The 13,251-nt window shown below is 71.3% G+C and carries 11 protein-coding genes; 8 read left to right on the top strand and 3 right to left on the bottom strand.

Annotated elements, in window-relative coordinates; translation table 11 throughout:
- From OPU66_RS14035 to OPU66_RS14045, 3 genes are all read left to right on the top strand, one after another.
- Positions 1-1,203: efflux transporter outer membrane subunit (locus OPU66_RS14035; protein ID WP_498554276.1), on the top strand; the 1,203-nt coding region annotated here is incomplete at its 5' end.
- 2 nt (positions 1,204-1,205) lie between these two features.
- A complete protein-coding gene (locus OPU66_RS14040) occupies positions 1,206-2,351 on the top strand; it encodes an HlyD family secretion protein (protein ID WP_498554286.1) in 1,146 nt (381 codons plus the stop codon).
- Between the two features lie 5 nt (positions 2,352-2,356).
- Entirely contained in the window at positions 2,357-3,946 is a 1,590-nt protein-coding gene (locus tag OPU66_RS14045; RefSeq protein ID WP_498554277.1) for a DHA2 family efflux MFS transporter permease subunit, read from the top strand.
- Between the two features lie 169 nt (positions 3,947-4,115).
- Here the strand turns inward: OPU66_RS14045 and hutC are convergent, their stop codons facing one another.
- Together hutC and OPU66_RS14055 are read right to left on the bottom strand one after the other, a co-directional pair.
- Positions 4,116-4,820: a histidine utilization transcriptional repressor HutC gene (gene hutC / locus OPU66_RS14050; RefSeq protein ID WP_498554278.1), complete on the bottom strand. Its 705-nt coding sequence runs from the start codon at positions 4,818-4,820 to the stop codon at positions 4,116-4,118.
- A complete protein-coding gene (locus OPU66_RS14055) occupies positions 4,817-6,163 on the bottom strand; it encodes a formimidoylglutamate deiminase (protein WP_498554279.1) in 1,347 nt (448 codons plus the stop codon). Before OPU66_RS14055 ends, hutC begins: the two co-directional genes overlap by 4 nt.
- Positions 6,164-6,351: 188 nt before the next feature.
- Between OPU66_RS14055 and hutI the strand changes: the two genes are divergently transcribed.
- From hutI to OPU66_RS14080, 5 genes are read left to right on the top strand one after another with little or no spacing between them, the layout of a single operon-like run.
- Complete coding sequence (gene hutI, locus OPU66_RS14060; protein WP_498554287.1) at positions 6,352-7,536, top strand: imidazolonepropionase; 1,185 nt, start codon at positions 6,352-6,354, stop codon at positions 7,534-7,536.
- A complete protein-coding gene (gene hutH, locus OPU66_RS14065) occupies positions 7,533-9,053 on the top strand; it encodes a histidine ammonia-lyase (RefSeq protein ID WP_498554280.1) in 1,521 nt (506 codons plus the stop codon). The genes hutI and hutH overlap by 4 nt, the downstream gene beginning before the upstream one ends.
- Positions 9,053-9,838: an N-formylglutamate deformylase gene (hutG, locus tag OPU66_RS14070; protein WP_498554281.1), complete on the top strand. Its 786-nt coding sequence runs from the start codon at positions 9,053-9,055 to the stop codon at positions 9,836-9,838. Before hutH ends, hutG begins: the two co-directional genes overlap by 1 nt.
- Positions 9,835-11,517 carry a urocanate hydratase gene (gene hutU / locus OPU66_RS14075; RefSeq protein ID WP_498554283.1) on the top strand — a complete coding sequence of 561 codons (1,683 nt, stop codon included), beginning with the start codon at positions 9,835-9,837 and terminating at the stop codon, positions 11,515-11,517. The genes hutG and hutU overlap by 4 nt, the downstream gene beginning before the upstream one ends.
- A 60-nt stretch (positions 11,518-11,577) precedes the next feature.
- Entirely contained in the window at positions 11,578-12,120 is a 543-nt protein-coding gene (locus OPU66_RS14080; RefSeq protein WP_498554284.1) for a MerC domain-containing protein, read from the top strand.
- Here the strand turns inward: OPU66_RS14080 and OPU66_RS14085 are convergent.
- Positions 12,075-13,251 (bottom strand): M24 family metallopeptidase (locus OPU66_RS14085; protein ID WP_498554285.1); only part of this gene is annotated, 1,177 nt, incomplete at its 5' end. The genes OPU66_RS14080 and OPU66_RS14085 overlap by 46 nt on opposite strands.

A 13,251-nucleotide genomic window follows, 5' to 3' on the forward strand; every position in this document is an offset into this window, starting at 1 on the left:
CGGCTGCGCGCCGCCGAGGGGCTGGCCGAGCAGGCGCGCGGGGCCACGCTGCCGCGCCTCGGGGTCGAGGCCTCGGCGGGCGGCCAGCAGCAGAGCCAGAATCTGGGCATTCCGCCCCAGTTCGTTCCCGACGGGATTCAGGATGTCGGCCGGATCGCAGGCTCGGTGTCGTTCGATCTCGATCTATGGGGGCGCAACCGCGCCGCGCTGGCCGCCGCCACCTCCGAAAGCCGGGCGGCGGCGATGGACGCCGCCCAGGCCGAACTGATGCTGTCGACCGGCATCGCCGCCGCCTATGCCGATCTGGCGCTGCTGCATCGCCAGCGCGACGTCGCCGTCGCCGCCGAACGCATCCGCCGCGACACCGCCGCGCTCACCGCGCGCCGTGTCGATGCAGGCGTCGACACGCGCGGCGAACTTGCCCAGGCAGAGGCGCGCGTGCCCGCCGCCCGGGCGGAGATCGCCGCGCTTGACGAGGCGATCATGCTGACGCGCCACCGCATCGCCGCGCTGATCGGTGCCGGGCCGGACCGGGGGCTGGCGATTGCCCGCCCGGCGATGACGCCGCTTGGCAAGGGCGCGCCCGCCAATCTCGCGCTCGATCTGGTCGGCCGCCGGCCCGATCTGGCGGCGGCGCGGCTGCGGGCCGAGGCGGCGGCGGCGCGGATCAAGGTGGCGCGCGCGGCCTTCTACCCCAATCTCAACCTGTCGGCGCTGGTCGGGCTGCAATCGCTGGGGCTGAACCAGCTGATCGATGGCGGGTCGCGCATCGCCAATCTCGGCCCGGCGCTCACCCTGCCGATCTTCGAGGGCGGGCGGCTGGCCGGGGCCTATCGCGGCGCGCGCGGCCAATATGACGAAGCGGTCGCGCGCTATGACGCGGCGCTGGTCGGCGCGCTGCGCGAGGTGGCCGATGCGCTTGCCAGCCTCAGGGCGCTCGACGTCCGGCTGGCCGAGCAGCGCGCCGCTCTGGCCTCGGCGCGCGAGGCGGCGCGGATCGCCCGCATCCGCTATGAAGGCGGGCTGGCCGGCCAGCTGAGCGCGCTCGCCGCCGACGACCAATTGCTCCAGAGCGAACGCGCGGTCGCCGACCTCGAAGGGCGGCGGCTTACGCTCGACGTCGCGCTCGTCCGCGCGCTGGGCGGCGGCTTCGGCCAGCAGCCCGATTCTGTTTCCCCGAACTCGCCTTCCCAAGGACATTGATGATGTCGGACATGTCGCCCGATCAGCCCCTCACCGATCGCGCCGCCGCTGCGGCACCTGCCGGCCGCCGCCGCCGCCTGTTCATGCTGCTCGGCGCGGTCGTCGCCGCGCTGACCCTGGTTTGGGCGGTGTGGTTTTTCCTCACCCAATATGGCCGGGTGTCGACCGAAAATGCCTATGTCGGGGCCGATACCGCGCAGATCGCGCCGCTGGTCGGCGGCCCGGTCGCGGCGGTGCCGGTTGCCAACACGCAGATGGTCGCCAAGGGCCAGATCCTGCTTGTGCTCGATCCCGCGGACGCGAAGATCGCGGTTGCCGAGGCCGAAAGCGCGCTTGCTCAGGCGGTGCAGCGTTTCCATCAGGCCGAGGCCAATCTGGGCGCGGCAAGCGGCCGGGCGGTTGCCCGCAGCTCGGAGATCGCCGAGGCGCGCGCGCGGCTGGCCGATGCCGAGGCCGGGTTTGAACGCGCGCGGATCGAACTGGCGCGGCGCGAGGCGCTGGCCCCGGGCGGTGCGGTGTCGGGCGATGAGTTGACGGCGGCGCGCACCGCCTTCCAGTCGGCGCGCGCGGCGCGCGATCTGGCGCGGGCGGGCGTGGCGAGCGCGGAGGCCACGCGCCGGGCGGCCGGCGGCGATGTCGCGGCGACCGCCGCGCTGGTTCAGGGCACCACGCTCGACACCGCGCCCGAGATTGTCGCGGCGCGCGCGCGGCTGCAACAGGCGCGGCTCAACCTTGCCCGCACCGTCATCCGCGCGCCGATTGCCGGGATCGTCACCAACAAGCAGGTCCAGCTTGGCCAGCGGGTCGCCGCCGGCACGCCGGTGATGACGATCGTGCCGGTCGATGCCGCGTTCGTCGATGCCAATTTCAAGGAAAACCAGCTCGCCGATGTGCGCCCCGGCCAGCCGGTGGAATTGGTGTCGGATTTCTATGGCGACGATGTCGTGTTCCATGGCCGGGTGGTCGGCTTTGCCGGCGGCACCGGATCGGCCTTTGCGCTCATTCCGGCGCAGAATGCGACCGGCAACTGGATCAAGGTCGTCCAGCGCCTGCCGGTGCGCATCGCGCTCGACCCGCGCGAACTGCGCGCCCATCCGCTACGCATCGGCCTGTCGATGGAAGCCGTCATCGACACGCGGGAGCGCTGAGCGCCATGGCCGGAACCCTTGCCGCCGGGCCGGGGGAGGGCGCTGCCCCCGCCGCCCCCGCCGCGCTCACCATGCCCGACGAACCGCAGCCGCTGACCGGTGCGCGGCTGCTGATCGGGGCGTTTGCGCTCGCGCTGGCGAACTTCATCGTCGTGCTCGACACCTCGATCGCCAATGTCGCGGTGCCGCACATTGCCGGCGGGCTGGCAGTGTCGCCGACCCAGGGCACATGGGTCATCACCAGCTATGCGGTGGCCGACGCGATCAGCGTGCCGCTGACCGGCTGGCTGGCGGGGCGGTTCGGCAGCGTGCGCTGGTTCCTGATCTCGATGCTCGGCTTTGGCCTGTTCTCGCTGCTGTGCGGGCTGGCGACGACGCTGCCGATGCTTGTTGCCTTCCGCGTCATGCAGGGGCTGATGGGCGGGCCGCTGATGCCGCTGTCGCAGACGCTGCTGCTGCGGATCTTTCCCAAGAACCGCCAGCCGGTCGCCCTGTCGATCTGGGCGATGACGACGACGACCGCGCCGATCCTCGGCCCGATTCTCGGCGGCACGATCAGCGATAACTGGAGCTGGCCGTGGATCTTCTTCATCAACCTGCCCATCGTCGCCATCTGCTTTTTCGGCGTGCAGCGGATGATCACGCCGTTTGAAACCCGCACCGTGCGCGCGCGGATCGACTATATCGGGCTGGCGCTGCTCGTGCTGTTCGTCGGCGCGCTCCAGATCATGCTCGACACCGGGCGCGAATATGACTGGTTCGAATCGCGCTGGATCATCGGGCTGGCGATCATCGCCGCGGTCGGGTTCGCGGCGTTCCTGATCTGGGAACTGACCGAGGCCGATCCCATCGTCGATGTGCGCGTGTTCCGGCATCGCGGCTTTGTCGCCGGGGTGCTTGCCATCTCGCTCGGCTTCGGGGCGTTTTTCGCGCAGATCGTGCTGACCCCGCTCTGGCTGCAACAGGTGCTCGGCTATACCGCCACCAATGCCGGCTATGTCGTCGCCTGGGTCGGGCTGTTCGCGGTGCTGGTGTCGCCCTTTGCGGCGCGGCTGGTGGCGCGGGTCGATGTGCGCTGGCTGATCACCGGCGGCATTGGCTGGCTGTTCCTGATGTCGCTGCTGCGCACCCAGTGGACGACCGATTCCGATTACTGGCAGCTGGCGCTTCCGCATCTGCTGCAAGGGGCGGGGATGCCGTTCTTCTTCATCGGGCTGACCGCGCTCGCTCTCGGCGCTGTGCCGGCGGACAAGGTGGTGTCGGCGGCCGGGCTGATGAGCTTCATGCGCACGCTGGCCGGTGCCATCGGCACGGCGGTGGCGACGACGCTGTGGGACGACAGTTCGGAACGGATGCGCAGCGAGCTGGTGCCCACGCTCCATGATGTCGGGCGCACCTCGGCGCTGATCGAGGCGGGCGGCGCGTCCCCCGAACAGGCGCGGGCGGCGATCGACCGGCTGGTCGAGGCGCAGGCGGCGACCATCGGTGCGGCGCATGTCTATCAGGTGGCGGCAAGCGTGTTCCTGACCGCCGCGCTTGCCGTGTGGCTGGCCCCCAAACCGCGCGGCGGCGGGATTCCGACGGCCGGTCACTGAGCGGGGTCTTTGTTTGGTCGCGGCACCGGCCCGCACCCCCACCCGGCCTCCCATAGCGTAACCTGCCGTTGGGAGGCCGGGTGGGGGTGCGGGCCGGTGCCGCCCGTGCGGCGTGAGCCGCACCACAAACACCGCCCCCGCGCCGACAGGCGCGCAACAAACACCCCCGCTAACGCGCAGCGGGGGTGAACTGGGCGACCAGATCGTAACGGTGGCCGGGAAACAGCTGGACGACATGGGTGATCCCCTGGCCCAGCCGCCAGGTCCAGCGTTCGATCTGCAGGCAGGCAGTGCCCGGCGGCACGTCGAGCGCGGCGGCATGGGCGCGGCCGGCGGGCACGGCGCTGATCCGGTGGCGCGCCTCGCTCCATGGCACATGGGCGATCAGCCAGCGTCCCGGCTCGCCGGCCGCGAAATCGGCGGCGGCAGCTTCCGGCACCGCGTCGAGCGCGATCAGCCGGTGTTCATGGGCAAAGGGCCGGTCGCCGGCATGATGGACGCCGTCGAGCATCAGCACCGGGCCGGCGGTGCCGAGCAGCGCTGCGGCCGGATCGGCGGGCGGGGCCGGTCGCTGCGACCGGGCGCGCAGTTCCCAGCGATAGGCGTCGCCGCGCGCCGCCACCGCCGCGCCGATATCGGGAATGTCGAGCACGGCCGCTTCCAGCTGCGGCTGGGCGACGAAGGACCCGGCCTTGCGCCGCCGCTCGATCAGCCCCGACCGGGCAAGCGCCGCCAGCGCCTTGCCCACGGTCGCGCGCGCACAGCCATATTGGGCCACCAGCTCATGTTCAAAGGGGATGCGGTGGCCGGGCTTCCACTCCCCGGCGCGGATCCTGCCTTCGATATCCGCCCGGATGCGCTGTTCGATCGTCACGCCGCCATCTTGGCCAGCGCCCGGCGATAGCGCAAGGCGATGGTATCGCGTGCGAGATGGCGGCCGCCGGCCACCCGCTTGCGACCGGCACGCCAGACGCTGTCGATCACGGGCGCGCGCGCGGCGAAGATCCAGCCGTCGAGCCAGCGGTCGCCGCCCGCGCCGCAGAGCGCCGGATGATCGGCGGCGAGCGTCACGATATCGGCCGGCGCGCCCGCGGCCAGCCCGCCGCCATGGCCCAGCGCCCGCTGCCCGCCGGCAAGCGCCGCTTCGAACAGCGACCGGCCGACCGAGGGATAATCGGCCGTGGCCAGGATGTTGCGCTGCCGCCGCTTCAGCCGCTGCGCATATTCAAGCTGCCTCAGCTCGCCCGCCGCATCGATCAGGATGTTGGAATCGGTGCCGATCGCCAGCCTGCCGCGACAGCCGAGCAGCGTGTCGGCCGGGGCGATGCCGTCGCCCAGATCGGCCTCGGTCAGCGGGCAGAAGCCGGCGACCGCCCCCGATGCCGCCAGCGCGGCCGTTTCGGCATCGGTCATGTGCGTGGCATGGACAAGGCACCAGTGGCGATCGACCGGCATGTTGGCCAGCAGCCATTCGACCGGCCGGGCGCCGAGCACCGCGACGCTCGCCTCCACCTCGCGCAGCTGTTCGGCGGCGTGGATATGGATGGGGCCGTCCGCCATCAGCGGCAGCAACGCGGTCAGCTCTTCGGGCGTCGCCGCGCGCAGGCTGTGCGGCGCGATGCCCAGCGTGTCGCCGGGGGCAAGGAGCGCGCGGCTGTCCGCCACCAGCCGGGCAAAGCCGTCGACATCGGTGATGAACCGCCGCTGCCCCGCGCCGGGCGGGCGGCCGCCGAAATCGCCATGGGCGTAAAAGACCGGCAGCAGCGTCAGCCCGATCCCCGCCGCCTGTGCCGCCGCCGCGATCCGCCCGGCCATTTCGGCCGGCGCGGCATAGGGCCGGCCATCGGGGGCGTGGTGCAGATAGTGAAACTCGCCCAGCCGGGTGAAGCCGCCCTCCAGCATCTCGACACAGGCAAAGGCGGTGATCGCCTCGACATCATCGGGGTCGAGCCGGTCGAGAAACCGGTACATGACGGTGCGCCAGCTCCAGAAATCGTCGCCGCCCGGCGCGGCGATTGCCGACAGCCCGGCCATGCCGCGCTGAAAGCCATGGCTGTGGACATTGGCAAGGCCGGGCAGGGCGACGGCATGGCGTTCATCGGCCGCCGCGGGATCGGCCCCCGGCGCCACCGCCGCGATCCGGTCGCCTTCGACATGCACGGCGACATTGGCGGCCCAGCCGCCGGGCAGCAGCGCCTCGTTGAACCACAGGATCATCGCCGCTCTCCCTCGCGCGGACCCGAGCTGTGGTCCGCAGTCTATTATGTCTAGACATAACAGCCGACGGGCGACAGGATCAAGCCATGGCCGACGAGTCGTCCGATCCTGCCCGCCCAACCGGCTCCGGCCCAACCGGCTCCGGCCCTGCCGGCTGCGACCGGCTGTGGCGCGGCGCGCGGCTGGCGATGATGACGGGCGGGGCGGGCGATCCGCTCGGGCTGGTCGAGGACGGGGTGGTCGCGGTGGCCGGTGGCCGCATCCTCTGGGCCGGGGCCGCCGCCGATGCGCCCGGCTTTGCGAGCGGCGAGGTGATCGATTGCGGCGGCCGCTGGATCACCCCCGGGCTGATCGACTGCCACACCCATCTGGTTCATGCCGGCAACCGCACCGGCGAGTTTGTCGCCCGGCTGGGCGGGGCGGACTATGCCGCCATCGCGCAGGCGGGCGGGGGCATATTGGCGACCGTGCGGGCGACGCGCGCGGCGGACGAAGCCGGGCTGGTCGGCCAGAGCCTTGCCCGGCTCGACGCGCTGATTGCCGAAGGGGTGACGACGGTCGAGATCAAATCGGGTTACGGGCTGACGACCGCCGATGAACTCAAGATGCTGCGCGCCGCCCGCGCGCTCGCCGGGGTGCGGCCGGTGCGGGTGACGACCAGCCTGCTCGCCGCGCATGCGGTGCCGCCCGAGTTCCGCGGCGCGGGGATCGCCAGCCCCGCCGATGCCTATATCGACCATGTCATCGCCGACATGCTGCCCGCCGCTGCCGGGCTGGCCGATGCGGTCGATGCGTTTTGCGAGACCATCGCCTTTTCCCCGGCACAGATCGACCGGCTGTTCGCCGCCGCCCGCGCCCGGGGCTATGCCGTGCGGCTGCACGCCGAACAGCTGTCGGATCAGGGCGGGGCCGAACTGGCGGCGCGGCACGGTGCGCTGTCGGCCGATCATCTGGAGCATCTGGGCGCGGCCGGCATCGCCGCGCTGGCGCGCGCCGGCACGGTCGCGGTGCTGCTGCCCGGTGCCTATTATTTCCTGCGCGAAACCACGCCCCCGCCGGTCGCGGCGCTGCGCGCGGCGGGCGTGGCGATGGCGGTGGCGACCGATCTCAACCCCGGCACCTCGCCGCTCGCTTCGCCGCTGGCGGCGATGAACATGGCCGCGGTGCTGTTCGGCCTGACCCCCGATGAATGCCTGACCGGCATGACGGTGATCGCCGCCCGCGCGCTGGGGCTGGCGGGCCAGGTCGGCGCGCTGCGGCCCGGCCATGATGCCGATCTGGCGATCTGGGACATCGACCATCCCCACGACCTTGTCTGCCGCATCGGGCCGAACCCGTTGTGGCGGCGCATCTTCAAAGGACAGGACACATGATCGAACTGGTGCCGGGCGCGGTGCCGCTGGCCGACTGGCGGCGGGCGATGGCGGGCGCGCCGGTGCGGCTGGCGGATGCCGCGCGCCCGGCGATTGCCGCCAGCGCCGCCGCCGTCGACCGGATCGTCGCGCGGGGCGCGCCCGTTTACGGGATCAACACCGGCTTTGGCCGGCTGGCGAGTGAATCCATCGCCCCCGCCGATCTGGCGCAGTTGCAGCGCAACATCATCCTCAGCCACGCCGCCGGGGTGGGGGAGGCGATGCCCGGCCCGGTGTTGCGGCTGATGATGGCGCTCAAACTCGCCAGTTTCGGCCATGGCGCATCGGGCGTGCGCCCGCAGACGGTGGCGATGCTGGAAGCGATGCTTGCCGCCGGGGCGCTGCCGGTGGTGCCGGCGCAGGGCTCGGTCGGCGCGTCGGGCGATCTTGCCCCGCTCGCGCACATGGCCGCCGCGATGATCGGGGTCGGCGAGATCGATCTGGGCGGCGTCAGGATGCCGGCCGCCGATGCGCTTGCCCGCGCCGGGCTGACCCCGCTCGACCCCGGCCCCAAGGAAGGGCTGGCGCTGCTCAACGGCACCCAATTCTCGACCGCCTATGCGCTGGCCGGGCTGTTCGCCGCCGACACATTGTTCCGCGCCGCGCTGCTGACCGGGGCGCTGTCGACCGAAGCGGCCAAGGGCTCGGACACGCCCTTTGACCCGCGCATCCATGCGCTGCGCGGTCAGGCCGGGCAGGCCGAGGCGGCGGCAGCGCTTGCCCGGCTGATGGCGGGATCGGCGATCCGCGCCTCGCATCTGGCCGATGATGCGCGGGTGCAAGACCCCTATTGCCTGCGCTGCCAGCCCCAGGTGATGGGCGCATGCCTTGATCTGCTGCGCCAGGCGGCGACCACGCTGGCGCGCGAGGCGAACGGCGTGTCGGACAATCCGCTGATCATGGCCGATGACGACACCGCGCTGTCGGGCGGCAATTTCCATGCCCAGCCGGTCGCCTTTGCCGCCGACATGATCGCGCTTGCGGTGTGCGAGATCGGCAGCATCGCCGAACGCCGGATCGCGATGCTGGTCGATCCGGCGCTGTCGCGGCTGCCGGCGTTTCTGACGCCGCGGCCGGGCCTCAACTCCGGCTTCATGATCCCGCAGGTCACGGCCGCCGCTCTGGTGTCGGAAAACCGCCAGCGCGCGACTCCGGCGTCGGTCGATTCCATTCCCACATCGGCCAATCAGGAAGATCATGTGTCGATGGCCGCGCATGGCGCGCGGCGGCTGGCGGCGATGACCGACAATCTCGCCGCGATCCTCGGCATCGAATATCTGGCCGCCGCACAGGGCTGCGACTTTCATGCCCCGCTCAGGTCGAGCGCGGTGCTGGAGGCGGCGCGCACCCTGCTGCGCGACAAGGTGCCGATGCTGGCCGCCGACCGGCATTTCCATCCCGACATCATCGCGGCGACCGCGCTGGTCGCCGGCGGCGCGCTCGCCGTGCTGGCCGAGCTGCCGGGGATTGACGGCTGATGCCCGGCTGGCTGGCCGTCAGCCGGGGGGATCAGCCGCTGATCGTCAGCATCCCCCATGCCGGCACCGCGATTCCGCCCGGCATTGCCGCGCGGCTGCGCGATCCGGCGGCGGCGCTGGCCGACACCGACTGGCATGTCGACCGGCTCTACCGGTTCGCAACCGGGCTGGGCGCGACGGTGATCCGCACCCGCCGGTCGCGGATCGCGATCGACGTCAACCGCGATCCGTCGGGCGCATCGCTCTATCCGGGGCAGGCGACGACCGGGCTGTGCCCGACGACCGATTTTGCCGGCCAGCCGCTCTACCGGGCGGGGCTTGCGCCCGGTGCCGGCGAAATCGCGCACCGCCGCGCCTTGTGGTTCGATCCCTATCACGCCGCGCTCGATGCCGAGATTGCCCGGCTGCGCGCGCGCCACCCGGCGGTCATCGTCTATGACGCCCATTCGATCCGCAGCGAATTGCCCTGGCTGTTTGCGGGGCGGCTGCCCTGTTTCAACATCGGCACCAATGGCGGGACGAGCTGTGCGCCCGCCCTTGCCGCCGCCATCGCCGCGCGGTGCGGGGCCGATCATGTCGTCGACGCGCGGTTCAAGGGCGGCTGGATCACCCGTCGCCTCGGCCGGCCTGCCGACGGCGTCCATGCCGTGCAGATGGAACTCGCCCAGCGCGCCTATCTGGACGAGGCGACCGGCCGGATCGATCCGGCGTGCCTTGCCCGGCTGCGCCCGGTGCTGCGCGCGATCCTCAGCGAATGTCTCGATTTTGCGAAAGGCCAGTCATGACCCGGATGGACAATCAGCGGCTGATCCGCGCCCCGCGCGGCCCCGAGCGCACGGCGCGCACCTGGCAGGCGGAAGCGGCGCTGCGCATGCTGATGAACAATCTCGACCCTGAAGTGGCGGAAAATCCGCACGAATTGGTCGTCTATGGCGGGATCGGCCGGGCGGCGCGCGACTGGCGCAGCTTTGACGCGATCGTCGCCGCGCTCACCGATCTGGGCGAGGAGGAGACTTTGCTCGTCCAGTCGGGCAAGCCGGTCGGCGTGTTCCGCACCCATGTCGATGCGCCGCGCGTGCTGATCGCCAACTCCAACCTCGTCCCGCGCTGGGCGACCTGGGAGCATTTCAACCAGCTCGATCGCGCCGGGCTGATGATGTACGGCCAGATGACCGCAGGCTCGTGGATCTATATCGGCAGCCAGGGGATCGTGCAGGGCACCTATGAGACCTTTGTCGAGGTCGGCCGCCGCCATTATGGCGGCAGCCTTGCGGGCCGCTGGATCCTGACCGCCGGGCTGGGCGGCATGGGCGGGGCGCAGCCGCTGGCCGCGACCATGGCCGGGGCGTCGTGCCTGGCCATCGAATGCCAGCCGAGCCGGATCGAGATGCGGCTGCGCACCGGCTATCTCGACCGCGCGACGACCGATCTGGACGAGGCGCTGGCGATCATCGCAGAGACGGCGGCCTGGGCCGGGGCCGGGGGCGGCGCGCCGGTGTCGGTCGGGCTGCTCGGCAATGCCGCCGACCTCTATCCTGAACTGGTGCGGCGCGGCGTGCGCCCCGATATCGTCACCGACCAGACATCGGCGCATGATCCGATCAATGGCTATCTGCCGCGCGGCTGGTCGCTCGACCGCTGGCAGAGCGCGCGGACCGAGGATCCGGGGGCGGTCGACCGGGCGGCGCGCGCCTCGATGCGCGATCAGGTCGAAGCGATGCTCGCCTTTCACCGCGCAGGCGTGCCGACGCTCGATTATGGCAACAATATCCGTCAGGTCGCGCATGACATGGGGCTTGACGGGGCGTTCGATTTCCCCGGTTTCGTGCCCGCCTATATCCGGCCGCTGTTCTGCCGCGGCATCGGGCCGTTTCGCTGGGCGGCGCTGTCCGGCGACCCTGAAGACATTTACCGCACCGACCAGCGGGTGAAGGATCTGCTGCCCGACAATGCCCATCTGCATCACTGGCTCGATATGGCGCGCGAGCGCATCCGCTTTCAGGGGCTGCCGGCGCGCATCTGCTGGGTCGGGCTGGGCGACCGCCACCGGCTGGGCCTTGCCTTTAACGAGATGGTCGCGCGGGGTGAGCTGAAGGCCCCGATCGTCATCGGCCGCGATCATCTCGATTCAGGATCGGTCGCCAGCCCCAATCGCGAGACCGAGGCGATGCGCGACGGATCGGATGCGGTGTCGGACTGGCCGCTGCTCAACGCGCTGCTCAACACCGCGTCGGGGGCCAGCTGGGTGTCGCTGCACCATGGCGGCGGCGTGGGCATGGGCTATTCGCAGCATGCCGGCATGGTGATCGTCGCCGATGGCAGCTCGGCGGCGGCGCGGCGGCTGGAACGGGTGCTGTGGAACGATCCCGCGACCGGGGTGATGCGCCATGCCGATGCCGGCTATGACGCGGCGCGCGAATGCGCGCACGACCATGGGCTGAACCTGCCCGGCATCACCGGCTGATATGCCGGCGCGGGACCGGGCAGGTCTTGCAAATGATATAATGTATCATCATCTGGAGGCATGACAGGGCGGCGGATCGGCCGGCGCCGCGACCAGAAAGCCTTGCAGATGCCCGATCCGGCCCCGTTCTCCGGCCTGTGCTCTGGCCCGTCCTCCGTCATGCCCGCACGGCTGCTCGACGGGGCGGCGATTGCCGCCTCGGCCCTGTGCCTTGTCCATTGCCTTGCCCTGCCGCTGGTCGCGCTGCTGCTGCCGGTGCTCACCGTCTGGGTGCGCTGGCCGGAGGCGTTTCACCTCTGGGCGCTCGCCTTTGCGGTGCCGACCAGCATCGTCGCGCTGGCGCTGGGCGTCAGGCGGCACCGGCAGGCGGCACCGCTGCTGCTCGCCGGGGCGGGGCTGGCGCTGCTGGCCGCAGGGGCGATAGCCGACGTGCCTGAACTGGCCGAGACGCTGCTGACCGTGCCGGGGGCGCTGCTGCTCGCGGGCGCGCATCTGCGCAACTGGCGCAGCCGCGCTTATGGCTGTGCCGCCGGCCCGGTCGCCCGGGCCGGTGGCGGTCAGGCGAACGGATCGTCGAGCGAGGGCGGCGGTTCGGAGAAATAGCGCGGGCCGCTTTCGGTCATGTAGAAACAATCCTCGATGCGGATGCCATAGCGCCCCGGCGCATACAGCCCCGGCTCGTTTGAAAAGCACATGCCCGGCTGCAGCGGCGTCGTCTCGCCATGCACCAGGTTGACCGGCTCGTGCACGTCCATGCCGATGCCATGGCCGGTGCGGTGCGACAGGCCCGGCAGGCGATAGCCCGGGCCATAGCCCAGCCGTTCATATTCGCGCCGCACCGCATCATCGACCTGCCCCGCCGGCACGCCGATCCGCGCCGCCGCCATCGCCACATCCTGGCCGCGCCTGACATGGGCGAACATTTCCCGCTGCGCGCGGTCGGGCGTGCCGAACACGAAGGTGCGGGAGATATCGGCATGATAGCCATCGACCGTGCAGCCACAGTCCATCAGGATCACCGATCCCGCGCGCACCGTCTGCCGCTCGCGCGAGCCATGGGGCAGGGCGCTGCCTTCGTTGATCTCGACCCCGCCCGACGGCGTCTCGCCGCCGCGCCGGGCGATTTCGCCGCGCATGATCTGGAAGATCTGCGCCCCGTCCATCCCCGCCTGCACCTGCGGCGCAGTGGCGCGATAGGCGGCGATCACGATGTCGGACGCGCGCTGCATCAGCGCGATCTCGGCCGGGGATTTGAGCATCCGGCAGCCATTCACCAGTGCCGCGCCCGATCCGATCCGCACATCGGGCAGCGCCTGCCGCAGCCCGTCGACCGCAAAGAAGCGCGTCGTTTCCTCGACCGCCACCGGACGGCCGGCCAGCTTCAGGTCGCGCAGCCAGCTCGCGACCAGCGCATGGGGGTTTTCATCTTCCTGCCACACCCGCACATCGCCGGGCACCGCCAGCATCTCGCGGATCGACGGTTCCTCGAAAAACGGCGTGACGATGGCGACCGGCCCCTCGACCGGGATAACCGCTGCGGTCAATCGTTCGCTGCGCCACCAGTTGATCCCGGTGAAATAGCGCAAGGTCGATCCCGCCTCGACCAGCAGGGCACCGACCCCGGCGCGCGCCATCAGCGCCTGTACGCGCGCGATCCGCGCCAGCCGTTCGGCGGGGGCGATGGCGGCGGCGGCGCGGATCGGCGTGTCGCCGGGGATGCGCCCGGTGCCGGCG

The organism is Sphingomonas sp. URJC2, from assembly GCF_059803575.1.